Annotated in this window: 22 protein-coding genes and 1 tRNA gene; 18 read left to right on the top strand and 5 right to left on the bottom strand. The window is 62.4% G+C overall.

What is annotated here, in order from left to right:
* The first annotated feature begins 39 nt into the window (after positions 1 to 39).
* The 14 genes from P9228_RS16200 to P9228_RS16265 all read left to right on the top strand — a co-directional run bounded on the left by P9228_RS16200 (position 40) and on the right by P9228_RS16265 (position 14,779).
* Complete coding sequence (locus tag P9228_RS16200; RefSeq protein WP_066992511.1) at positions 40 to 981, top strand: alpha-E domain-containing protein; 942 nt, start codon at positions 40 to 42, stop codon at positions 979 to 981.
* A gap of 20 nt (positions 982 to 1,001) precedes the next feature.
* Positions 1,002 to 1,796, top strand: coding sequence for a transglutaminase family protein (locus tag P9228_RS16205; RefSeq protein WP_278054317.1), 795 nt, complete (start codon positions 1,002 to 1,004; stop codon positions 1,794 to 1,796).
* 30 nt (positions 1,797 to 1,826) lie between these two features.
* Positions 1,827 to 2,558 carry a peptidase gene (locus P9228_RS16210; protein ID WP_095800788.1) on the top strand — a complete coding sequence of 244 codons (732 nt, stop codon included), beginning with the start codon at positions 1,827 to 1,829 and terminating at the stop codon, positions 2,556 to 2,558.
* Positions 2,559 to 2,650: 92 nt separating this feature from the next.
* Complete coding sequence (locus P9228_RS16215) at positions 2,651 to 4,078, top strand: pyridoxal-dependent decarboxylase (RefSeq protein ID WP_278054320.1); 1,428 nt, start codon at positions 2,651 to 2,653, stop codon at positions 4,076 to 4,078.
* A gap of 111 nt (positions 4,079 to 4,189) precedes the next feature.
* Positions 4,190 to 4,957 (top strand): DeoR/GlpR family DNA-binding transcription regulator, encoded by a 768-nt coding sequence (locus P9228_RS16220; RefSeq protein WP_066992523.1) that lies wholly within the window; start codon positions 4,190 to 4,192, stop codon positions 4,955 to 4,957.
* 126 nt (positions 4,958 to 5,083) lie between these two features.
* Positions 5,084 to 6,610: a glycerol-3-phosphate dehydrogenase gene (glpD, locus tag P9228_RS16225; RefSeq protein ID WP_278054321.1), complete on the top strand. Its 1,527-nt coding sequence runs from the start codon at positions 5,084 to 5,086 to the stop codon at positions 6,608 to 6,610.
* Between the two features lie 39 nt (positions 6,611 to 6,649).
* Positions 6,650 to 7,729, top strand: coding sequence for an ABC transporter ATP-binding protein (locus tag P9228_RS16230; protein WP_278054323.1), 1,080 nt, complete (start codon positions 6,650 to 6,652; stop codon positions 7,727 to 7,729).
* A gap of 10 nt (positions 7,730 to 7,739) precedes the next feature.
* Positions 7,740 to 8,807, top strand: a complete 1,068-nt coding sequence (locus P9228_RS16235) for an ABC transporter ATP-binding protein (protein WP_067319784.1) — start codon at positions 7,740 to 7,742, stop codon at positions 8,805 to 8,807.
* Complete coding sequence (locus P9228_RS16240) at positions 8,808 to 9,674, top strand: sugar ABC transporter permease (RefSeq protein ID WP_066992534.1); 867 nt, start codon at positions 8,808 to 8,810, stop codon at positions 9,672 to 9,674.
* A 1-nt stretch (position 9,675) separates the two neighbouring features.
* On the top strand, positions 9,676 to 10,584 hold the full coding sequence (locus tag P9228_RS16245) for a carbohydrate ABC transporter permease (protein ID WP_066992537.1): 909 nt from the start codon (positions 9,676 to 9,678) through the stop codon (positions 10,582 to 10,584).
* A 3-nt stretch (positions 10,585 to 10,587) separates the two neighbouring features.
* Positions 10,588 to 10,875, top strand: a complete 288-nt coding sequence (locus P9228_RS16250) for a DUF2160 domain-containing protein (RefSeq protein WP_067319787.1) — start codon at positions 10,588 to 10,590, stop codon at positions 10,873 to 10,875.
* A gap of 77 nt (positions 10,876 to 10,952) precedes the next feature.
* Positions 10,953 to 12,683, top strand: a complete 1,731-nt coding sequence (locus P9228_RS16255) for an ABC transporter substrate-binding protein (protein ID WP_127247986.1) — start codon at positions 10,953 to 10,955, stop codon at positions 12,681 to 12,683.
* Positions 12,684 to 12,773: 90 nt separating this feature from the next.
* Positions 12,774 to 14,267, top strand: a complete 1,494-nt coding sequence (gene glpK / locus P9228_RS16260) for a glycerol kinase GlpK (RefSeq protein ID WP_278054325.1) — start codon at positions 12,774 to 12,776, stop codon at positions 14,265 to 14,267.
* 32 nt (positions 14,268 to 14,299) lie between these two features.
* Positions 14,300 to 14,779 carry a DUF6882 domain-containing protein gene (locus P9228_RS16265; protein ID WP_067319793.1) on the top strand — a complete coding sequence of 160 codons (480 nt, stop codon included), beginning with the start codon at positions 14,300 to 14,302 and terminating at the stop codon, positions 14,777 to 14,779.
* A 67-nt stretch (positions 14,780 to 14,846) separates the two neighbouring features.
* Here P9228_RS16265 and P9228_RS16270 read toward each other — a convergent pair whose 3' ends face one another.
* Entirely contained in the window at positions 14,847 to 15,302 is a 456-nt protein-coding gene (locus P9228_RS16270) for a BA14K family protein (protein WP_095777749.1), read from the bottom strand.
* 284 nt (positions 15,303 to 15,586) lie between these two features.
* On the opposite strand from P9228_RS16270, the gene P9228_RS16275 reads away from it, so the two are divergent.
* The 4 genes from P9228_RS16275 to P9228_RS16290 all read left to right on the top strand — a co-directional run bounded on the left by P9228_RS16275 (position 15,587) and on the right by P9228_RS16290 (position 18,288).
* A tRNA-Lys gene (locus P9228_RS16275) sits at positions 15,587 to 15,662 on the top strand.
* 471 nt (positions 15,663 to 16,133) lie between these two features.
* Complete coding sequence (locus P9228_RS16280; RefSeq protein WP_067319800.1) at positions 16,134 to 16,673, top strand: J domain-containing protein; 540 nt, start codon at positions 16,134 to 16,136, stop codon at positions 16,671 to 16,673.
* Positions 16,674 to 16,856: 183 nt separating this feature from the next.
* The gene (locus P9228_RS16285) at positions 16,857 to 17,042 is read left to right on the top strand and encodes a hypothetical protein (protein WP_066992556.1); all 186 of its coding nucleotides are present in this window, start codon (positions 16,857 to 16,859) and stop codon (positions 17,040 to 17,042) included.
* 100 nt (positions 17,043 to 17,142) lie between these two features.
* Positions 17,143 to 18,288, top strand: coding sequence for a hypothetical protein (locus P9228_RS16290; protein ID WP_095800784.1), 1,146 nt, complete (start codon positions 17,143 to 17,145; stop codon positions 18,286 to 18,288).
* Between the two features lie 33 nt (positions 18,289 to 18,321).
* On the opposite strand, the gene dprA is transcribed toward P9228_RS16290, so the two are convergent.
* From dprA to P9228_RS16310, 4 genes are read right to left on the bottom strand one after another with little or no spacing between them, the layout of a single operon-like run.
* Positions 18,322 to 19,449: a DNA-processing protein DprA gene (gene dprA / locus P9228_RS16295; RefSeq protein WP_095825355.1), complete on the bottom strand. Its 1,128-nt coding sequence runs from the start codon at positions 19,447 to 19,449 to the stop codon at positions 18,322 to 18,324.
* On the bottom strand, positions 19,446 to 20,027 hold the full coding sequence (gene plsY / locus P9228_RS16300) for a glycerol-3-phosphate 1-O-acyltransferase PlsY (protein ID WP_067319814.1): 582 nt from the start codon (positions 20,025 to 20,027) through the stop codon (positions 19,446 to 19,448). Before plsY ends, dprA begins: the two co-directional genes overlap by 4 nt.
* Before the next feature lie 55 nt (positions 20,028 to 20,082).
* Complete coding sequence (locus tag P9228_RS16305) at positions 20,083 to 21,369, bottom strand: dihydroorotase (RefSeq protein WP_067319817.1); 1,287 nt, start codon at positions 21,367 to 21,369, stop codon at positions 20,083 to 20,085.
* The gene (locus P9228_RS16310; RefSeq protein ID WP_095777744.1) at positions 21,366 to 22,331 is read right to left on the bottom strand and encodes an aspartate carbamoyltransferase catalytic subunit; all 966 of its coding nucleotides are present in this window, start codon (positions 22,329 to 22,331) and stop codon (positions 21,366 to 21,368) included. Before P9228_RS16310 ends, P9228_RS16305 begins: the two co-directional genes overlap by 4 nt.
* Positions 22,332 to 22,453 lie beyond the last annotated feature (122 nt).

Consider the following 22,453-nt stretch of genomic DNA (forward strand, 5'->3'; position numbering starts at 1 on the left):
TCACTATTCGCTATTCGCTCGACACCGGAGCAAGCTGACATGCTTCTCGGCCGCACCGCCAACGGTCTCTACTGGATGAACCGCTACATAGAGCGGGCCGAAAACATGGCGCGCCTGGTCGATGCCGGCCTGCGCATGGCGCTGACGCGCACGCAGAACGCGTCGGAGGAATGGAACTCCGTGCTGCTCAGCGCCGGTTCCGACCTGGCCTTCTCGCAGAAATACCAGGACTACACCGTCGCCAACGTCTCGGATTTCCTGCTGCGCGATACTTCGAATCCGTCGAGCACGATGGCCTCGATCGAGACGGCGCGCAACAATGCGCGCATGGTGCGCACAGCGCTGACGCGCGAGACCTGGGAGAGCATCAACGAGGCCTGGATGTCGCTGAAGCGGATGCTGGCACGGCCGATCGACGAGCGCGATTTGCCGACGGTGCTCGACGCGATCAAGCGCGAAACGGCGCTGATCCGCGGCTCGTTCTACGGCACGATGCTGCGCAACGAGATCTTCGACTTCTCGCAGCTCGGCACCTATGTGGAGCGCGCCGACAACACGGCCCGCATCCTCGACGTGAAATATTATGTGCTCTTGCCGTCGATCTCCTGGGTGGGCTCGACACTCGACAATTATCAATGGGAATCGATCTTGCGCTCGGTGTCGGCGCACCGCTCCTACCGGTGGGTGTATGACGCGGACTACAAGCCGACCAACATCGCCGACTATCTGATCCTCAATGTCCGTATGCCGCGCTCGCTGACCTTCTGCTATCGCTTCCTCGGCGAGCATTTGAGATTCCTCGCCGACGACTATGGCGAGCGCCATGCCTGCCACGCCACCGCCGAGAAAATTCAGACGATGCTGAAGAAGGGGTCGATCAAGGATATTTTCGACCACGGCCTGCATGAGTTCCTGGCGGAATTCATTCGTGACAACACTAGGCTGGGGGATGAGATCGCCCTGGACTACCGGTTCTACTGAGCGCTGGAGAGACAGGCGCCATGCGGCTCAAGATCACACACCGGACCGAGTACCGCTACGATGCACCGGTGCAGTACCTGTTGCAGCGACTGCGCCTGATGCCGGTCAGCGGATCGACTCAGACGGTTGCGTCCTGGGTGATCAAGATCGACGGCGCGCGAGAGGAGGTTCGCTTCACGGACCATTTCGGCAATGACACGCGGCTGGTGAGCGCCGAGGGCGGCCAGCACACCATCATAGTCGAGGCGGCGGGCGAGGTGACGACGCGCGACACCGCCGGTGTGTCCGGTGCGCATCATGGTTTCGCGCCGCTCTGGCTGTTCAGCCAGCAAACGCCGCTTACGACCGTCGGCGACGGCATTCGCGACCTGGCCGCGTCGGTCGGCGAGGGGACGGATATCGACAGGCTGCACAAGCTGATGAGCGCGATCCGGGAGCGCGTCGCCTATAAGCCCGGGACGACCAGCGCCGTGACGCCGGCGGAAGAAGCGCTGACGCTCAAGGCCGGTGTCTGCCAGGATCACAGCCACATCTTCACCGCCGTGGCGCGCGTGATGGGCTTCCCCGCGCGCTATATCAGCGGCTATCTGATGATGGATGCCTCGGTCGAGCAGGCGGCAAGCCATGCTTGGGCCGAAGCGCATGTGCCGAGCCTGGGGTGGGTTGCCTTTGATCCCGCCAACGGTATCTCTCCCGACGAACGCTATGTAAGAGTGGCGACGGGTCGGGACTATCGCGATGCCTCGCCTGTGTCGGGAATACTGCTGGGGCAAGCGGAAGAGAAGCTTGCCGTCACCGTCACGGTAGAGCAGTAGTCTCTGCCAAGATTCACCAGAAGAGCGACCATGACCTATTGCGTCGGCCTCAAGATCGATCGTGGACTCGTGTTCATGTCGGACACGCGCACCAATGCCGGCATGGATTCGATTTCGACCTTCAGGAAAATGCATGTCTGGGAAGAGCCTGGCGAGCGCGTCATCGTGCTGATGTCTGCAGGCAATCTTGCCACGACGCAAGCCGTGGTCAGCCTGCTGGACGAGCGCAACAAGGCGGCCGGCGACCGTCACGAGAAGCTGCTCGAGACCCCGTCAATGTACCAGACGGTGCGGCTGGTCGGCGAGACGGTGAAAGAGGTGATCGCACACTCTTCGCCCGCCGGCGATCAGGCGGATTCCTATTTCAACGCCTCCTTCATCCTCGGCGGCCAAATCAAGGGCAGCCAACCCCGGCTGTTCATGATCTATCCCGAGGGCAATTTCATCGAGTCGACCGACGACACGCCATTCTTCCAGATCGGCGAGACCAAATACGGCAAGCCGATCATCATCCGTGCCTATGACCGTACGATGAGCCTGGCCGAGACGGTGAAGCTGCTGTTGGTCTCCTTCGACTCGACGCTGAAGTCGAACCTGTCGGTCGGCCTGCCGCTCGACCTGCTCTTCCTGGAACTGGATGCTTTCAAGGTCGGCCTGAAGAAGCGGATCGGTCATGACGACCAATATTACCGAACCATATCGGATGGCTGGTCCAACGCGCTAAGGGCGGCCTTCGCCAGCCTGCCCGATTTTCCCGGCTAGGGCGTTCGCCTACGAGGCGCATTATATTTAACATGTTAATTAAAGGTCGAAGTGGCGGGCCGATCAAGGTCCGGCGGCTGCTGAGAGGATACATGGACAAGAAAGAATTCCGCGATTGGTCGAGGCGAGCCGCGGATTGGGGCGTGGACTACCGGTCCAGCCTGCGCGATCGTCCGGTGCGGCCGGCGATCGCGCCCGGCGACATATTCAGGAGCATCGAAGAGTCGCCGCCCGAGACGGCCGAGCCGATGGAAAAAATCTTCGCCGATTTCGAAACGAAGATCGTGCCCGGGATGACGCATTGGCAGCATCCGCGCTTCTTCGCCTATTTCCCGGCCAACGCGGCGCCGGTCTCGGTGGTGGCCGAGTATCTCGTCTCGGCGATGGCCGCGCAGTGCATGCTGTGGCAGACCTCGCCGGCGGCGACAGAGCTCGAGACGCGTATCGTCGACTGGATGCGCCAGGCGCTGGGCCTGCCCGAAGGATTCTCCGGTGTCATTCAGGATTCGGCTTCGTCGGCGACGCTTGCCGCGGTGCTCACCATGCGCGAGCGGGCGCTTGACTGGCAGGGAAACAGACAAGGTCTCGCCGGCCAGGCGAAGCTGCGTGTCTATTGCTCCAACCAGGTTCACACCTCGATCGACCGAGCGATCTGGGTCGCCGGCATCGGCGAGGAGAATCTCATCCGTATCCCGGTAACCGGTCGTTTTCGCGCGATGGATACGGCGGCGCTCGAGGCGGCAATTATCGCCGATCGCGAGGCCGGCCTGCTGCCGGCGGGCATTGTCGCCTGCGTCGGCGGCACCAGCACCGGCGGCACCGACGACATCGCTGCCGTAGCGGCCGTGGCGAAGCGGCACGGCCTTTACCTGCACGTCGATGCGGCCTGGGCCGGGTCGGCGATGATCTGCCCGGAGTACCGGCATTTCTGGGCCGGTGTCGAGAGCGCCGATTCCATCGTCTTCAATCCGCACAAATGGCTCGGCGCGCAATTCGACTGCTCGATCCAGTTCGTCAGCCAACCGGAAGACCTTGTGCGCACGCTGGCCATCAAGCCGGACTATCTCAAGACCAGAGGTCATGACGGCATCATCAACTATTCGGAATGGTCGGTGTCGCTTGGCCGCCGATTCCGTGCGCTGAAACTCTGGTTCCTGCTGCGCGCCCACGGACTGGAAGGATTGCGCAAGATGATCCGAAACCATGTAGCCTGGAGCGAGGGACTTGCCGCACGGCTGGCCGGGGAAGCGGATTTCGAGCTCGTCACCGAGCCCATGCTGTCGCTGTTCTCGTTCCGCCATCGCGCCCCTCAGGGTGCCGATCCAGACGAGCACAATTTGCGTCTCGTCGATGCCATCAACACGGACGGACGCATCTATCTAACGCAGACGCGCGTCGATGGCCGGGTGGCGATCCGCTTTCAGGCGGGACAGTTCGAGACCACGGCCGGCGATATTGATGCGGCCTTCGATGTCGTCACAGAGATTGCGCGCCGGCTTACCCTTGAGGCGGCAAACTGATTGCGGACCGGTTTGTCTTTGCGAGAAGGTGAATTTCGTTAGCCGGCTTGTCCCTTTCCATCACTTTCGTTTTCCGATATAGACGGAAAAAACGAAAATGAAGGATAGCGGATGTTCCTTTCGCCACGCCACGCCGAGATCATCCAGATGGCGAAGGACAACGGCCGGGTGCTGGTCGACGACCTGGCGACACATTTCAGCGTGACGCCGCAGACCATCCGCAAGGACCTCAACGACCTCTGTGACCAGCGGCTGCTGACGCGCATCCATGGCGGGGCGCTGTTTCCGTCCGGCATCGAGAACATGGAATACGAGGCGCGGCGCAAAATCGCTGCCGATGAGAAGGAAGCGATCGGCCGTGCAGCGGCCAGGCTCATTCCCGATAACGCCTCGCTGTTCATCAATATAGGCACTACGACGGAAGCTGTCTCAAAGGCGCTTCTCGACCATAACGGGCTTATGGTCATCACCAATAACATCAACGTTGCCAATAGGATGCGGATCTATCCTTCGATCGAGGTGGTGATCGCCGGCGGCGTTGTGCGCGGCTCAGACGGCGGCGTCGTGGGTGAGGCCGCGGTGGATTTCATTCGCCAATTCAAAGTCGACTACGCCGTCATCGGCGCCTCGGCCATCGACCATGACGGCGCGCTGCTCGACTTCGACTTTCGCGAAGTGAAAGTGGCGCAGGCCATCATCGCCAATGCGCGTCATGTGATTCTCGTCTCCGACCGGACAAAATTCGAGCGCACGGCGCCCGTTCGCATTGGTCACCTGTCGCAGGTGAACACCTTCATCACCGACCGTTGCGACATCCCTTCGGTGCGCCGGATTTGCGAGGAAACGGAGGTTCGTTTGATCGAGACAGCGCTCGGATAACGTCTCTTCACGGACATCTCACGCACCTGTGATATTTCGTTTGACATTCGGATCGAGTTCGAAATAATCCCGCCACGGTTTCGCGAAACACAAAAATGGTGCAATGCGAAATCGTGGAGGAACCCTGTGGACGCATCTCCGATCCATGACATTTTTGTCATAGGCGGCGGCATCAATGGCTGCGGCATCGCCCGCGACGCCGTTGGCCGCGGATTTTCCGTATACCTCGCCGAGATGAACGATCTCGCCAGCGGGACTTCCTCCGGCTCGACCAAACTGATCCATGGTGGGTTGCGCTATCTCGAGTTCTACGAATTCCGGCTGGTGCGCGAAGCGCTGATGGAGCGCGAGGTTCTGTGGAAGAACGCGCCGCATATCATCTGGCCGATGCGCTTCGTGCTGCCCTACGCCAAGGGCCTGCGTCCGGCCTGGCTGATCCGGCTCGGCCTTTTCCTTTACGACCATATCGGCGGGCGCAAGCTGCTGCCGGCGACCAAGACGCTGGACATGGCCACCGATCCGGCCGGCAAGCCGCTGAAGCCGCTGTTCCGCAAGGCGTTCGAATATTCGGACGGCTGGGTCAACGATGCCCGCCTCGTGGCGCTCAATGCCCGCGACGCGGCCGACCGCGGCGCCGTCATCCGCACTCGCACCAAGGTGGTCAGCGCGCGCCGCGAGAGCGGACTGTGGACGATCAAGATCCAGAACGTGCTGACCGGCGAGATCGAGGAAGTGCGCGCGCGTCTTCTCGTCAACGCCGCCGGGCCGTGGGTCGATCAGGTATTGGCAAAAACCGTCGGCCAGAACGATGTGCACAATGTTCGGCTGGTGCAGGGCAGCCACATCGTCATCGGCAAGAAGTTCGACGATCCGCGCGCCTATTTCTTTCAGAACAAGGACGGACGCATCATCTTCGCCATTCCTTACGAAGAAGAGTTCACGCTGATCGGCACCACCGACCGCGACTTTCCCGGCGATCCGCATGAGGCGAAGATCAGCGATACCGAGATCGACTATCTTTGCGCCGCCGCGAGCGAATATTTCGCCCAGCCGGTCAAGCGTTCGGACATCGTCTGGACCTATTCGGCGGTGCGCCCGCTTTATGACGACGGCGCCTCGAAGGCGCAGGAGGCGACGCGCGACTATGTGCTGAAGGCCGATGGCGGGGAGGGTGCTGCCCCCTTGCTCAACGCCTTCGGCGGCAAGATCACCACGTTCCGCCGGCTGGCGGAATCGATGCTGGAGAAGATCGAAGGCTTTCTCGGCAAGCGCGGCAAGCCATGGACCGCCAACGCGCCGCTGCCCGGCGGCGATTTTCCGGCGACCGGGTTCGACGAGCAGGTATCGAGGCTCAAGAACGCCTTTCCGTTCCTCGACCAACGGCTGGCACGCAGGTTGACCCGGCTTTACGGCACGCGCGCGGAGAAGCTGCTTGGTCTCGCCAAGTCGAATGCCGATCTCGGCCGCAATTTCGGTGCCGACCTCTACGAAGCCGAGGTGCGCTACCTGGTCGAGAACGAGTGGGCGATCACCGCCGAGGACGTGCTGTGGCGCAGGACCAAACGCGGCCTGCATTTCAGCCGCGAGCAGACGGCGGCATTGGAAGAATTCATGCGCGGGTTGAGCAGCCGCCATGTCGCCGCGGCGGAATGAGGATCGAGCGCTGATGCGCAAGGCCTGGGAGGAGGCGTGATGCTGGAACTGAGGAACGTGACGAAGGCGGTCGGCGCGCAGGAGCATATTCGCGACGTGTCGCTGACGCTTCAGCACGGCTCGCTGAATGTCCTGCTCGGGCCGACGCTTTCCGGCAAGACCAGCCTGATGCGGCTGATGGCCGGGCTCGATGCGCCAACTTCGGGCTCCGTCTGGTTCGACGGCAAGGACGTCACCGGACAGCCGGTGCAGAAGCGCAACGTTGCCATGGTCTACCAGCAATTCATCAACTACCCGGCGATGACGGTGTACGAGAACATCGCCTCGCCGCTTCGGGTTGCCGGCGTCGAACAGGCCAGGATCGACAAGGAGGTGCGCAACGCTGCGGCACTTCTCAAGCTCACGCCCTATCTCGACCGCACGCCGCTCAACCTCTCGGGCGGCCAGCAGCAGCGCACGGCGCTTGCCCGCGCCATCGTCAAGAACGCCAGCCTGGTGCTGCTCGACGAGCCGCTCGCCAATCTCGACTACAAGCTGCGCGAGGAATTGCGCGCCGAACTGCCGAAGATTTTCGCCGCGGCGGGCACCATCTTCGTCTATGCCACGACCGAGCCGCACGAGGCGCTTTTGCTCGGCGGCAACACCGCAACGCTTTCGGAAGGCCGCGTCACGCAGTTCGGCCCAACCGTCGAGGTGTTCCGCAAGCCGGTCGACCTGGTGACGGCGCGTACCTTCGCCGACCCTCCGCTCAACACCATTGTTCTCGCCAAGAATGGATCGGACTTCCTTCTCGAAGGCGGCGTGAAGCTGCCGGTGCCGCCGGAACTGCTCGGCATTCCGGATGCCAGCTACACGATCGGCTTCCAGCCGCACCATTTGTCGCTGGAGCGTCCCAACGCCGGCGCCGTGCCGGTGCGGGCCAAGGTCACCATCACCGAGATCACCGGCTCGGAAAGCTTCGTCCATCTCGACTTCGCCGACGCGCGCTGGGTGATGCTCGCGCACGGCATCCTCGATTTCGAGACCGACGACGAGGTCGAGGTGTTCATCGACCCGCGCCACATCATGGTCTTCGACCAGAACGGCCGCGCGGTGACTGCGTCGAAGCTGGCGGCCTGAGGAGGAAGCGATGGCACGCATCGACGTCAACCACATCCGCCACTCCTACCTAACCAATCCAAAGAAGGATTCGGATTTCGCGCTGAAGGAAGTGCATCACACCTTCGAGGACGGCGGCGCCTATGCGCTGCTCGGGCCGTCCGGCTGCGGCAAGACCACCTTGCTCAACATCATCTCGGGGCTGCTCCATCCCTCGCACGGCCAGCTCCTGTTCAACGGCCGGAACGTGACCAATCTGTCGACGCAGGAGCGCAATATCGCCCAGGTGTTCCAATTCCCGGTCATCTACGACACCATGACCGTCTACGACAATCTGGCCTTTCCGCTGCGCAACCGCCGCGTGCCGGAGGCCGATGTCGACCGCAAGGTGCGCGAGACGCTCGACATGATCGATCTCGCCTCGATGGCGAACCGGAAGGCGCGCCGGCTGACCGCCGACCAGAAGCAGAAGATCTCGCTCGGTCGAGGACTAGTGCGCTCGGACGTCAACGCCATCCTGTTCGACGAGCCGCTCACCGTCATCGATCCGCATATGAAATGGGTGCTGCGTTCGCAGCTGAAGCAGCTGCATCGCCGGTTTGGTTACACCATGGTCTATGTCACGCACGACCAGACCGAAGCGCTGACTTTCGCCGACCGCGTCGTGGTCATGTATGACGGCGAGATCGTGCAGATCGGCACGCCGGCCGAGCTGTTCGAGCGGCCGCGCCACACCTTCGTCGGCTATTTCATCGGTTCGCCGGGCATGAATGTGCTTCCGGTTGCGCTCGAAGGCAGGACGGCGTTGCTCGGCTCGCAGCGCATCGAACTGCCGGGCGCACCCAAGGCCGAAGCCGGTCCCGTCGAGCTCGGCATCCGTCCCGAATATGTCCGGCTCGGCCGCGAAGGCATGGCGGTTTCCGTCAGCAAGGTCGAGGATGTTGGCCGCCACAAGGTGGTTCGCGCCAATCTCGAGGGCAAAGAGATCGCCGCCGTCATCGGCGAGGACGATGAGGTGCCGACCGAACCCAGGGTCCGCTTCGATCCGGCCGGCATCAACATCTATGCCGATTCATGGCGCGTCGAGATGGGGGCGTAGATGGAAAAGACCTGGAACAACAAAGCCTGGTTCCTCGTCCTGCCGGTGTTGGTGCTGGTGGCCTTCTCGGCCGTCATTCCGCTGATGACCGTCGTCAACTATTCGGTGCAGGACACGTTCGGCAACAATGTCTTCTTCTGGGCCGGCACCGAGTGGTTCGAGGAGTTGCTGGCGTCCGACCGCTTCTGGGAAGCGATGGCGCGCAACCTGATCTTCTCCTTCATCATCCTGGCGATCGAGGTGCCGCTCGGCATCTTCATCGCGCTCAACATGCCGAAGAAGGGATGGGGCGTGCCGGTCTGCCTGGTGCTGATGGCGCTGCCGCTGCTCATCCCATGGAACGTTGTCGGCACGATCTGGCAGGTGTTCGGCCGCAACGACATTGGCCTGCTCGGCTACTACGTCAACGCATTCGGCATCGACTACAACTATGTCCAGGATCCGATCGACGCGTGGGTCACCGTCATCATCATGGACGTGTGGCACTGGACGAGCCTGGTCGTGCTGCTCTGCTATGCCGGCCTGGTTTCGATCCCGGACGCCTTCTACCAGGCGGCCAAGATCGACGGTGCCTCGCGCTGGGCGGTGTTCCGCTACATCCAGTTGCCGAAGATGCAGCGCGTGCTGCTGATCGCGGTGCTGCTGCGCTTCATGGACTCCTTCATGATCTATACCGAGCCCTTCGTCGTCACCGGCGGCGGTCCCGGCAATTCGACCACGTTCCTGTCGATCGACCTCGTCAAGATGGCGCTCGGTCAGTTCGATCTCGGTCCGGCGGCGGCCATGTCGCTGGTCTATTTCCTGATCATCCTGTTGTTGTCGTGGGTGTTCTACACCGTGATGACCAACTACGACGCGGAGCGCTGAGATGGCGAGCGCAAACGAGACGACACGCGTAAGCGAAGCGGCGGTCACCGAGGTAGGCAGCACCCTTTCGCAGGACGAGGTGGCGAAGCTGATGCGGCGCCGGGGCGAGGAATCGCGCTGGTGGTGGATTGTGCCGACACTCTACATCGTCGTGCTGCTGCTGCCGATCTACTGGCTCATCAACATGAGCTTCAAGACCAATGCGGAGATCGTCTCGTCGCTGACGTTGTTCCCGCACAATCCGACGCTGGCAAACTACCGCACCATCTTCACCGATGCGTCCTGGTATTCGGGCTACATCAATTCGATCACCTATGTGGTGATGAACATGGTGATCTCGGTGGCCGTGGCGCTGCCCGCGGCGTACGCCTTCTCGCGCTACCGCTTCCTCGGCGACAAGCACCTGTTCTTCTGGCTGTTGACGAACCGCATGGCGCCGCCGGCGGTGTTCGCCCTGCCGTTCTTCCAGCTCTATTCGGCCTTCGGCCTGATCGACACGCATATCGCGGTGGCGCTGGCGCACTGTCTGTTCAACGTGCCGCTGGCGGTGTGGATCCTGGAAGGCTTCATGTCCGGGGTGCCGAAGGAGATCGACGAGACCGCCTATATCGACGGCTATTCCTTCCCGCGCTTCTTCGTAAAGATATTCATGCCGCTGATCGCGAGCGGCATCGGTGTCGCCTGCTTCTTCTGCTTCATGTTCTCTTGGGTGGAGCTTTTGATCGCCCGCACGCTGACGACGACCGACGCCAAGCCGATCGCGGCCACCATGACCCGCACCGTCTCGGCCGCCGGCATGGACTGGGGGCTGCTCGCCGCAGCCGGCGTGCTGACGCTGATCCCCGGCGCGCTGGTGATCTGGTTTGTGCGCAACTATATCGCCAAGGGCTTTGCCCTGGGGAGGGTGTGATCGATGAACCTCGACTTCTCCTGGATGGCGTGGACGTTGCCGACGGCGGCTTTCTTCGGAACCGTATTGCTGCTGTTGGTCGGCATGGCGGCCTGGGAATATGCCTCGCCGGGCGGCAATCCGCGCGTCGGTATCCTGCGCTTCGAAACGACGCGCGGCGACCGCCTCTTCCTGTCGCTGCTCGGCAGCGCCTTTATCCATCTCGCTTGGCTGGGTCTCGTTGGACCCAACCTGTGGTGGGCTCTCGCTCTCTCCGTGGTCTACGCGATCGGCGTATTCCGATACGTATAGAGGGGGAAATAGTTGGAGCGGCCGCGTGCCTGCGGCCGCTCCAGATCGCACTTGCAACCTAAGACTGGAGGAAACACATGCGACGGCAAATTTTTACATCAACGACAGCCATTGCACTATTGCTGGGCGTAGGTAACGCCTATGCCGGTATGGACGAGGCAAAAGCCTTTCTCGACAAGGAGATAGGTGATCTGTCGACGCTTTCGCGCGCCGATCAGGAAAAGGAAATGCAGTGGTTCATCGACGCAGCCAAGCCGTTTGCCGGCATGGACATCAAGGTCGTGTCGGAAACCATCGCCACCCATTCCTATGAATCGCAGGTGCTGGCGCCGGCCTTCTCGGCCATCACTGGCATCAAGGTCACCCACGACACGATCCAGGAAGGTGACGTCGTCGAGAAGATCCAGACCCAGATGCAGACCGGTCAGAACCTCTATGACGGCTGGGTCAACGACTCCGACCTGATCGGCACGCACTGGCGCTACCAGCAGGTGCGCAACCTGACCGACTGGATGGAAGGCGACGGCAAGGACGTCACCAATCCGAATCTCGACCTGGAGGACTTCATCGGCACCTCGTTCACGACGGCGCCCGACAAGAAGCTCTATCAACTGCCGGACCAGCAGTTCGCGAACCTCTACTGGTTCCGCTACGACTGGTTCAACGACGAGAAGAACAAGGCCGACTTCAAGGCCAAGTACGGCTACGACCTCGGCGTTCCCGTCAACTGGTCGGCCTATGAGGACATCGCCGCGTTCTTCACCGGCCGCGAAATCGATGGCAAGAAGGTCTACGGCCACATGGACTACGGCAAGAAGGACCCGTCGCTCGGCTGGCGGTTCACCGACGCCTGGCTGTCCATGGCCGGCAACGGCGACAAGGGCATTCCGAACGGCCTGCCGGTCGACGAATGGGGCATCAAGGTCGACGAGAATTCGCGGCCCGTGGGCTCCTGCACCGCGCGCGGCGGCGACACGAATGGTCCGGCTGCCGTCTACTCGATCCAGAAATACCTCGACTGGCTGAAGGCCTACGCTCCGGCCGAAGCGCAGGGCATGACCTTCTCCGAATCCGGCCCGGTTCCGGCGCAGGGTGGGGTGGCCCAGCAGATCTTCTGGTACACCGCTTTCACCGCCTCGATGGTCGACGCCAGCGCCAAGGCGGTGCTGAACGACGACGGCACGCCGAAGTGGCGCATGGCGCCGTCGCCGCATGGTGTCTACTGGAAGGACGGCATGAAGCTCGGCTACCAGGACGTGGGTTCCTGGACGTTGATGAAGTCGACGCCGACCGACCGCGCCAAGGCCGCCTGGCTTTACGCCCAGTTCGTCACCTCGAAGACCGTCGACGTGAAGAAGAGCCATGTCGGCTTGACCTTCATCCGCGAGAGCACGATCCACGACAAGAGCTTCACCGAGCGCGCTCCGAAGCTCGGCGGCCTGATCGAGTTCTACCGCTCGCCGGCCCGCGTCCAGTGGTCGCCGACCGGCACCAACGTGCCTGACTATCCGAAGCTCGCTCAGCTCTGGTGGCAGGCGATCGGCGATGCGTCGTCGGGCGCCAAAACCGCGCAGGAAGCGATGGACTCGCTTTGCGCCGAGCAGGAAAAGGTCATGAGCCGCATCGAAAAGTCGGGCGTCCAGGGCGATATCGGCCCGAAGATGGCCGAAGAGCATGATCTCGAATACTGGAACAAGGACGCGGTCTCGAAGGGCAACCTTGCGCCGCAGTTGAAGATCGAGAACGAAAAGGAAAAGCCGATCACCATCAACTACGACGAGCTGGTGAAGAGCTGGCAGCAGCAGTAACTGCATGACGCAGGCCCGCGAGCCTGTGTAGGAAATGCAGGGGAGGCGGCTTGGCCGTCTCCCCTGTTGCATGAGAAGTGGAGGGACGGAATGAGCGGTTTTGTGCTGGCCATCGACCAGGGAACGACCTCGACCAGGGCGATCGTCTTCGACAGCGAAATGAAAGTCGCCGGCACGGGCCAGCAGGAATTCACGCAGCATTATCCGGCTTCCGGCTGGGTCGAGCATGATCCGGAAGACATTTGGGCAAGCGTGCTCGCGACAGTGAAGGCGGCGCTGAAGGCTGCCGGTTGCGCAGCATCGGATATGGCCGCGATCGGCATCACCAACCAGCGCGAGACGGTGGTCATCTGGGACAAGGCGACGGGAAAACCGATCCACAACGCGATTGTGTGGCAGGACAGACGAACCGCGCCGCTTTGCCAGAAGCTCAAGAAGCAAGGGCTGGAGAAGACGTTCACGAAAAAGACCGGGTTGCTGCTCGATCCCTATTTCTCCGGCACCAAGATCGCCTGGATGCTGGACAAGGTGAAGGGCGCGAGAAAGCGCGCCGAGAAAGGCGAATTGCTCGCCGGCACGATCGACAGTTTTCTCATCTGGCGCCTGACCGGCGGCAAGGTACACGCCACCGATGCCACCAACGCCTCGCGCACGCTGGTCTACAACATCGAGAAGAATGTCTGGGACGACGAGCTGCTGTCCATCCTGAACATACCGGCCGCGGTCCTGCCGCAGGTGAAGGACTGCGCCGATGATTTCGGTGTCACAGAAAAGAGCCTTTTCGGCGCCGAGATGAGGATTCTCGGGGTCGCCGGCGACCAGCACGCAGCGACCATCGGCCAGGCCTGTTTCAAGCCGGGCATGATGAAGTCCACCTACGGCACCGGCTGCTTCGCGCTGCTGAACACCGGCGCCGATCTGGTGCGCTCGAAGAACCGGCTCTTGACCACCATCGCCTATCGGTTGAACGGCAAGACCACCTATGCGCTGGAGGGCTCGATCTTCATTGCGGGTGCCGCCGTGCAATGGCTGCGCGACGGCATCAAGGTGATCGGCAAGGCCGAGCAGAGCGGCGCGCTGGCGGCGACCGCCGATCCGGCGCAACAAGTCTATCTGGTGCCGGCCTTTGTCGGCCTGGGCGCGCCGCACTGGGACGCGGATGCCCGCGGCGCGATCTTCGGCCTGACGCGCAATTCAGGCCCGGCCGAGTTCGCGCGCGCGGCGCTCGAATCCGTCGCCTTCCAGACGCGCGACCTGCTCGACGCCATGCGCAAGGATTGGAAGGGCGCTTCCGCCAAGACCGTGCTGCGGGTCGACGGCGGCATGGTCGCATCGGATTGGACCATGCAGAGGTTGGCCGACATCCTCGACGCGCCGGTCGATCGGCCGACCATCCTGGAAACGACCGCGCTGGGTGCCGCCTGGCTTGCCGGATCCAAAGCCGGCGTGTGGCCGAAGGCGAAGGAGTTTGCCAAGACCTGGGCTCTCGATAAGCGCTTCAAGCCGGATATGGACGCCGCCACCCGTTCCGCCAAGCTGAGTGGCTGGCGCGACGCAGTGCGCAGGACGCTGAGTGTGCAATGAGGGGCGCGGGAGACACGGCAAGGCGAGGGGGCATGAAGCATCCGGACTGGTACCCCGCATGGCGTGACGAGGCTTTCGACCAACTGAACGCCAAGAACCATCGTTTGGAGGATGAATTCCGCCTCGGCAGCTGGCAGCGCTACGACTATGACTTAACCACCGGAAAACTGCTTTTTTCGGCAGATGGTGTCGTCAAGGTGGTCGCTCACATACAGATTGCCGGCTCTACAAGCGCCAAGGCGGACAACTGGCTATGGGCTTGGGCAAATTCAAATTTGCCGGGCGATCTTCTCAGCGACGCCAAACTGGTTCGGTCATTCGGCGAGGAGAAGGGCATAGACGAACTGGCGCAGGCTTATGTGCTCGACGTGGCCGATGACCTCGAAGCGCTTGGTTGGGGACTGACCGGTGCCATGGTTCGGATTTGCAACGCGCTCGGAGCCTATCGCTCACCCCGAGGGGAAGGCGGGGGCCTGTACCTGATATTGAAAAGCGTCAACTGGGCCAGCTGAACGAACAGAGAGCCCGTGCCTTGCTGCACGGGCTCGGTCAACGACCCTGGATACTGACTGGAGGCTGTCAGTAGGGCGAAACGCACTGCTGACGCGGGCCGTTGTAGGGCTGGAAAGTGTTGTCCGAGGCGCGATAAGACCGATAACGGTCATAGCACCACTGCACATGCGCATCGCCGCCACGATAGACGCGGTTCTGGCTGTTGATGATGGCGCCGGTAATCAGCGCGCCGGTGGCGAAGGCAGCGAGCGGGAACCAATAATCGCCATGCCGGCGATAGCCGCGGCGATATTCACGGTAGCCGCGATGGCCATTCCAGTAGACGACGCCGTCGCGACGCGAGAAATCGCGGTTGAAGCTGCGGTGTCGTCTCCAATCCCGATACTGCACGGTCTGGACATCCGACCAGAGGCCCTGGGATTGTGGCACATAAGCTGGCTGAGCGTTGACCGGCACCACCTCCGCCGCGATGAACGACGCCGAGAGGGCGGCTGCCATCAGGCCTGATGCGATCCTTTTCATCGATGTACTCCTCAAGGGTTTGGTAATCGTCCCTGTGTTGCGAAACGGGTCTGGGTTGCAATGGTTCCCGCTTCCCCATCAACCTGTTGTTATCGGAGGGCTTTCTGAAGCAGCCCGGGTCCGGGTGATTGGCGGAGGCACCGAAAGCTTCTCCCGGGCATCTTAACCGCTCCTTTGGAATCCGTTCAAAATCCGCCTTGGAAGCTGGTGTTTTTCCGGTTGACCGGTCGCGGCACTCTCCCTATGTTCCGCGCAATTTCGAGGGCGGTGTTTTGAGCCCGCGGGAGCGCGTAGCTCAGCCGGTAGAGCAACTGACTTTTAATCAGTAGGTCATGGGTTCGAATCCCATCGCGCTCACCAAATTTCCAACCCATTTCAACGAGATAAGGTTTCGACTTCGAGACGGCAGACCGCTTCTCACGCCCCGCTTTACCTGTGGCTGCCAGATTCGTGATTGGCACCGAGAAAGCCCGGCAGCCGAAACGACCCGACCAGGTGGCATTTGGTCTTCCTGTCTCGTTTCAGGACGGGAATGCTTGGCATCGGCTTTGCACCGCAGACATGGCCGGTTTGATCCCCGGCAGCTCGTCGGGCTTGAAGGCCGTTGTTGGGGGCCTCGCCCGGCGAGTTCTTCCCAAAGCGACCCTGTCGGCGCCGCTGCTGCCTTCCGCCTAGGCTCAACAGCCTTCCGTGAATTCTGACTGCCAGGTTCCGCAAGATCGCTTGCGGCGAGTCCCTCATGCTCGGTATGCGGCTTGCGCGGGCAGGACGGTTGCGCGATGCTGCCGTTGGGGAGTGGTGTCGCAATATCGATTCTGTGGAATCACCACTATGTTCGTTGACTACTATGAGCTGCTCGAGATCAGCCCGAACGCGAATTCGGAAACGATCGAGCGGATATTTCGTTACTTTGCCATGCGCTACCATCCCGACAATCGGGATACCGGCAATGAGTCACGCTTCAGCGAAATCGTAGAAGCCCATAATACGCTCAAGGATCCAGTCAAACGCGCCCAATACGATGTCCAGTATAGAGACCATCTGAGCGTTCGCCGCGAGCTCGCCGAAGAAGCCAGCGATGCCAAAGGGCTTGAACGGGACGTTGTCATCCAGGCCAAGCTGCTGTCGCTTCTCTATGTAAAACGTCGACAGGACGTCAACAATCCTGGCATCGGCGATGAAGAGCTCGAACGCTTGTCGGGCTGCCCGCGAGAACATCTGGAATTTCATCTTTGGTATCTGAAGGCAAAGAGCTGGATAGCAAGGATCGAAAACGGGATGTTCGCGATCACCGTAGACGGCATCGATCGCGCCAATTCAGAGCATCGCCGTGAAACCGTCGCAACCAGGCTGCTGGATCATGCAACTTGACGATGCCCTCTAATACTGCCGGCTGATCGGTTGCTTTTACATTCGCGAATGCTTGTGTTCGAATTCGCCGGGGCCATGGTTGCCCGGCGAGTAGGATCGATCCGGTGTGGGCCGGCCGCGCCATGCCTGGTTCCGTGCAACCTGGCAGGTAGCGTCAGGATGGCGGCCCAAGGGGAGGATAAATTGCCCGAGAAGAAGGTGATTGCCGTCAAAGACTGGACTTGCGCCATGAGTGACGAACTCGGCCGCGTGGCCCTGACCGTCAATCCGACAGACGGTGAGCCGATCCTGGTCTTGCTGACGATCTTTCAGGCGGCAAAGATGGGGCGCGAGCTGCAGTCGCCGAAACGCGTTCAGTTTTCCATCTAACTGGGGATCGAGACGTCGGCAAAGGCTGGAGCGGCACCCCAACCTTGTCGCCAGGCGGGGTGGCGGCTAAGCTCGATCCTTCCCGAAGGAGAGCTCGACCATGGCACTTGACCTTTCGGTGGATGCTTCAGCCGCTAAAGCGGCGACGCTGCCTGGCAAATATCTGTTTGGCCCGGTCGCCGATTTCCTCATGCTCGGCGGCAGCGCGTTTCTGATCCTGCCCATCCTGTTCCTGGTGCCGCTCGAATATGAAGGCCTCGTCGCTGCAACCATGGTCGTCGTGGCATATCTGGTCAACTACCCCCACTTCGCCCACTCGTACCAGATTTTCTATCGCAATTTCGGGCGCAAGGTGAGGGGCAACGGATACGAGAAGAGCCTGCAGCTTCGCTATATTTTCGCGGGCATCGTCGTCCCCCTGATCATGGCCGCGTTCTTTGCATATGGCGCGGCAAGGGCGGACACTCGGCTGCTGGGATACGCAGCCAACGCCATGTTCTTCTTCGTCGGTTGGCACTACGTCAAGCAAGGCTACGGCATGCTGATGGTCGACGCCGTGCTGAAGCGTAAATTCTTCGACGATCGTGACAAGAAGGTGCTGCTGGTCAACAGCTATGTCGTGTGGATCCTGGCATGGCTCCAGACGAACACGGCGGTGACCCAGGGGAAATATTACGGCCTGGAATATTACACATTCGCGGTCCCTTCCTGGATAACCAACATTGCCCTGCTGGCGGCCGTCGCCTCGACGGCGGCCACGGTTCTGATGCTGATCAACCGCTGGCACAGAAATGGTCATGCGCTGCCGTATAACGGCATCGTAGCCTATGTCGCGTCGCTCTATCTGTGGATCCTGATTGCGAGGATAAACCCGCTCTGGCTGCTAGTGGTGCCGGCGCTCCACTCGCTGCAGTATCTGGCCGTGGTCTGGCGCTACCAGACGAACGTCGAGCGCGACGTCGCGGATGCCGCACAAAATCCGCAACCGAAGGTACTGTCCTTTCTCGGACCTCTCTACAGGCTTAGGGTTCTGGGATTCATCGTCGGGGGTGGTGCGCTCGGATATCTCGGCTTCTGGCTTATGCCGATGGCGATGACTGCCTTGATCCCCTACGACAAGCAAGTCCTCGGGTCCTCGCTGTTCTTCTTCATCGTGCTGATCTTCATCAACGTGCACCACTATTTTCTGGACAACGTGATGTGGCGCCGAGGCAATCCTGAAGTGTCCAAATATTTGTTCCGCTAACGCTGAAGCCGCAGGTCGGAGCAGCAGCCGGGTTCACGCCACCAGCGACACGTTCCCGCCGGCATGGCGCTCGAGGCGTCCGGCGAGGTCGAGCTCCAACAGCACCATGGCGATCTGCGCGGCGCTCAAGCCTGTGTGGCGGATGATCTCGTCGACCGCGATCGGCGTCGGGCCGAGCGCTTCCAGCACGTCGGCGCGTTCGTCGTCGCCGGGCGGCGGCATTGCCGACAAGTCGGGCGCCTCGGCGAGCGGCATGGTCCTTGGCGGGCGAGTGCCAGCCAGCGGTGCCAGCGCGCCCAGAATGTCGGCCGCTTCGGTGACGAGCGTGGCGCCGTCCTTGAGCAGCGCATTGCTGCCGGCGGCACGCGGGTCGAGCGGCGAGCCCGGAACCGCGAAGACCAGTCGGCCCATCTCGCCGGCCAGCCTGGCGCTGATCAGCGAACCCGAGCGCTGTGCGGCTTCGACCACGACGAGCCCGAGCGCAATGCCGGCGACGAGGCGGTTGCGGCGCGGGAAATCCTGCGCTCGCGGCTGCCAGCCGAAGGGCATTTCCGAAACGATGGCGCCGCCGCGCTCGGCGATGTCGTCGCACAGACCGGCATTTTCCGGCGGGTAGGGCACATCGAGGCCGCCGGCCAGCACTCCGACCGTGCCGGTCGAAAGGCTCCCCTGATGCGCCGCGGTGTCGATGCCGCGTGCGAGGCCGGAGACGATGGCGTAGCCCTCGCGACCGAGGTCGCTCGCCAGCATTCTCGCCATCTTGATGCCGGCGAGCGAGGCGTTGCGGGCGCCGACGATCGCCACCGCAGGGAGACGGAACACCGCGCCTTCACCCTTCACCGCCAACAGCGGCGGCGGGTTGTCCAGGGTCTTCAGCAAAGCGGGATAGTCTGCTTCGCCGATGCCGACGAACCGGGCGCCGGCGCGCCGGGCCGCTTCCAACTCCGCCTCGGCTTCGCCGGCGGAGGGAATGCGAGCGATGCGGTTGGCGCCGCCCGAGATCATCAGCTCGGGCAGCATTTCGAGCGCGGCTTCGGCCGAGCCGAAGCGATTGATCAGTTCGCGAAAAGAGGCAGGGCCGACGTTCGGCGTGCGGATCAGGCGAAGCCAGGCAAGCCGTTGCCGCTCGCTAAGGCGCGGGCCGGTGACCGGAGCACTCACCCCTTCGCCCCGATCTTGCCCTCGGTGCCGGCGAGCAGCCGCGAGATGTTGGCGCGGTGCTTGACGAAGACGATCAGGCTCATCAGCGCGAACAGGCCGGCGATCTGAGGCGTGCTGATGAAGTAAAGCGCGATCGGCACGACCACCGTCGCCGCGAGCGCCGCGAGCGAGGAGTAGCGGAACAGGAAGGCCATGGCGAGCCAGACAACGGCGAAGACAACCATGCCCTGCCAGGCAAGCCCGAGCAGCACGCCGAGGTAGGTGGCGACGCCCTTGCCGCCCTTGAATCCTAGCCAGACCGGAAAGAGATGGCCGAGGAAAGCGCCGAAGCCGGCGAGCAGTCCGAAGTCCGGCGAGAAATGTCCGGCGATCAGCACTGCCGCGGTGCCCTTCAGCGCATCGAGCAGCAGCGTCGCAGCGGCGAGCCCCTTGTTGCCGGTGCGCAGCACATTGGTCGCGCCGATGTTGCCTGAACCGATCTGGCGGACATCGCCGAGACCGGCCGCGCGGGTAATCAAAAGCCCGAACGGGATCGAGCCGAGCAGGTATCCGAAGATCAGTGCGAGCCCGTAACCCATTGTCCCCCACCTATTTCAGCCGATCCAGCTGCTTCCGGCTTTGGTCGATTGATGTTCAGGCCGAAAACACTGTGCGGCCCGCTACCATGGTTTGCAAGACTTTGCCCTGAAGGCGCGCGCCTTCGAAACAGGTGTTCTTCGACCGCGAGTGCAGGCCGCTCTCGCTGACGATCCAGGGCTCGTCAAGATCGACCAGCGCAAGATCGGCCGCGGCACCCGGCTTCAGCGTGCCGCCGGGCAGGCCGAACAGTCTTGCCGGCGCGGTGGACAGGGTCTCAACCAGCCGGAGCAGCGGCACATCGCCATTGTGGTAGAGCCGAAGTGCTGCACCAAGCAGCGTCTCGAGCCCGATCGCCCCGGCGGCGGCATCCGCGAAAGGCAGTCGCTTGGTATCGACATCCTGCGGGTCGTGCGAGGAGACGATGAGATCGATCGTGCCGTCCTTGATCGCCTCGACCATCGCCATCCGGTCGTCCTCGGCGCGCAAGGGCGGGGTGAGCCGGAAAAAGGTGCGGTATTCGCCGACATCGTTCTCATTGAGCGACAGATTGTGGATGGCGACGCCTGCCGTGACATTGGCGCCGTCGGCCTTTGCCCGGCTCACAGCGCCAACCGCCATCGCAGTCGAGATCTTGGCGGCGTGATAGGCGCCGCCGGTCAGCCGCGCCAGCGCCAGGTCCCGCTCCAGCGGGATGAGCTCGGCCTCGCGCGGGATGCCGGAAAGGCCGAGCCAGCTCGCATAAAGGCCCTCGTTCATCACGCCGGCCGAGGCAAGGTCGGCATCCTGGGTTTCATGCGCGATCACGCTACCGAAATCGCGGGCATAAGTCAGCGCGCGGCGCATGACCAAGGCGTTGGCGATCGTGTGTCGACCATCGGTGAAGGCCACGGCGCCGGCTTCGCGCAGCAGGCCGAACTCGGTCATCTCGCGGCCGTCGAGACCCTTGGTGATTGCCGCCGCTGGGAAGATGTTGACGCTTGCGGTGTCCCTTGCCGTGCGCAGCACGAATTCGACCAGCGCCACATTGTCGATCACCGGATTGGTGTCAGGCATCATGACGATGGAGGTGACGCCGCCGGCTGCCGCAGCGACGCTTGCCGAGGCGATGGTCTCGCGGTGCTCACCGCCGGGTTCGCCGATGAAGACGCGGGCATCGATGAGACCCGGAATAATCGTCTTGCCGGCGCAGTCGATGACGACAGCGCCTTCAGGGGCGCCCTGGTTCAGCGCCGCCTTGCCGGCAGCGACGATGCGGCGGCCGTCGACGATGACGGCGCCGATCTCGTCGACACCGCGCGAGGGGTCGACGATGCGGGCCTTGTCGAAGACCGTCACGCTCATGCGCCGCGTCCCTCCTGGTTGCGGCGCGGGTCTAACAGCGCTTGCATAACCGCCATGCGCACGGCTACGCCCATCTCGACCTGTTCCTGGATGACGCTCTGCGGCCCGTCGGCGATCTCCGAGGCGATCTCGACGCCGCGGTTCATCGGCCCGGGATGCATGACCAGCGCATCCTCCTTGGCCGCTTTCAGCTTCTCGGCGTCGAGGCCGAAATAGCGGAAATATTCGCGGATCGACGGCACGAAGGCGCCTTCCATGCGCTCGCGCTGCAGGCGCAGCATCATCACGACGTCGGCGTCCTTCAGTCCTTCCGCCATCGAGCGCGACACGATCACGCCCATCCTGTCGATGCCCGCGGGCAGCAGCGTGGAGGGTGCGACCACCCGCACCTGCGCGCCGAGCGCGTTCAAGAGCATGATGTTGGAGCGGGCGACGCGCGAATGCAGAATGTCGCCGCAGATCGCCACGATCAGCTTCGACAGCGGTCCCTTGGCGCGGCGTATGGTCAGCGCGTCGAGCAGCGCCTGCGTCGGGTGCTCATGCGCGCCGTCGCCGGCGTTGACCACCGAGCAGCCGACCTTTTGCGCCAGAAGCGCTGCCGCGCCCGCCGACTGATGGCGGATGATCAGGATATCCGGACGCATGGCGTTGAGCGTCATGGCGGTGTCGATCAGGGTCTCGCCCTTCTTCACCGAAGAGCTCGCCACCGACATGTTCATGACGTCGGCCCCGAGCCGTTTTCCGGCGAGCTCGAAGGACGATTGCGTGCGGGTCGAGGCCTCGTAGAAGAGGTTGATTTGTGTCCGGCCGCGCAGCGTCGAGGTCTTCTTTTCAGATTGCCGCGAGATCGAGACGGCCCGGTCGGCGCGATCGAGCAACAGCTCGATATCAGCGGGGGAAAGATCGCGGATGCCTAGAAGATGGCGGTGAGGGAACAGCGGCAGGGACGAAGCGTCGGTCATCTCAAGGCGCTGCTATAGGGTGCGGTCCGGCCAGCCGCAAGCGCCAGCTTTGGATTGCGCGCGTTCTCCCCGGTATTTTCGTCGCGCGCCTTGCATTGCTTGGCTATAAGGCCCGATGGCTT

It is taken from the genome of Mesorhizobium sp. WSM4898, from assembly GCF_029625845.1.
GTDB lineage: Bacteria > Pseudomonadota > Alphaproteobacteria > Rhizobiales > Rhizobiaceae > Mesorhizobium.

Bases quoted from the DNA above. Each gene is read 5' to 3' on its own strand.
- P9228_RS16200 (WP_066992511.1), top strand. From the start codon at position 40: ATGCTTCTCGGCCGCACCGCCAACGGTCTCTACTGGATGAACCGCTAC.
- P9228_RS16205 (WP_278054317.1), top strand. From the start codon at position 1,002: ATGCGGCTCAAGATCACACACCGGACCGAGTACCGCTACGATGCACCG.
- P9228_RS16210 (WP_095800788.1), top strand. From the start codon at position 1,827: ATGACCTATTGCGTCGGCCTCAAGATCGATCGTGGACTCGTGTTCATG.
- P9228_RS16215 (WP_278054320.1), top strand. From the start codon at position 2,651: ATGGACAAGAAAGAATTCCGCGATTGGTCGAGGCGAGCCGCGGATTGG.
- P9228_RS16220 (WP_066992523.1), top strand. From the start codon at position 4,190: ATGTTCCTTTCGCCACGCCACGCCGAGATCATCCAGATGGCGAAGGAC.
- P9228_RS16230 (WP_278054323.1), top strand. From the start codon at position 6,650: ATGCTGGAACTGAGGAACGTGACGAAGGCGGTCGGCGCGCAGGAGCAT.
- P9228_RS16235 (WP_067319784.1), top strand. From the start codon at position 7,740: ATGGCACGCATCGACGTCAACCACATCCGCCACTCCTACCTAACCAAT.
- P9228_RS16240 (WP_066992534.1), top strand. From the start codon at position 8,808: ATGGAAAAGACCTGGAACAACAAAGCCTGGTTCCTCGTCCTGCCGGTG.
- P9228_RS16245 (WP_066992537.1), top strand. From the start codon at position 9,676: ATGGCGAGCGCAAACGAGACGACACGCGTAAGCGAAGCGGCGGTCACC.
- P9228_RS16250 (WP_067319787.1), top strand. From the start codon at position 10,588: ATGAACCTCGACTTCTCCTGGATGGCGTGGACGTTGCCGACGGCGGCT.
- P9228_RS16255 (WP_127247986.1), top strand. From the start codon at position 10,953: ATGCGACGGCAAATTTTTACATCAACGACAGCCATTGCACTATTGCTG.
- glpK (WP_278054325.1), top strand. From the start codon at position 12,774: ATGAGCGGTTTTGTGCTGGCCATCGACCAGGGAACGACCTCGACCAGG.
- P9228_RS16265 (WP_067319793.1), top strand. From the start codon at position 14,300: ATGAAGCATCCGGACTGGTACCCCGCATGGCGTGACGAGGCTTTCGAC.
- P9228_RS16270 (WP_095777749.1), bottom strand. From the start codon at position 15,302: ATGAAAAGGATCGCATCAGGCCTGATGGCAGCCGCCCTCTCGGCGTCG.
- P9228_RS16280 (WP_067319800.1), top strand. From the start codon at position 16,134: ATGTTCGTTGACTACTATGAGCTGCTCGAGATCAGCCCGAACGCGAAT.
- P9228_RS16290 (WP_095800784.1), top strand. From the start codon at position 17,143: ATGGCACTTGACCTTTCGGTGGATGCTTCAGCCGCTAAAGCGGCGACG.
- plsY (WP_067319814.1), bottom strand. From the start codon at position 20,027: ATGGGTTACGGGCTCGCACTGATCTTCGGATACCTGCTCGGCTCGATC.
- P9228_RS16305 (WP_067319817.1), bottom strand. From the start codon at position 21,369: ATGAGCGTGACGGTCTTCGACAAGGCCCGCATCGTCGACCCCTCGCGC.
- P9228_RS16310 (WP_095777744.1), bottom strand. From the start codon at position 22,331: ATGACCGACGCTTCGTCCCTGCCGCTGTTCCCTCACCGCCATCTTCTA.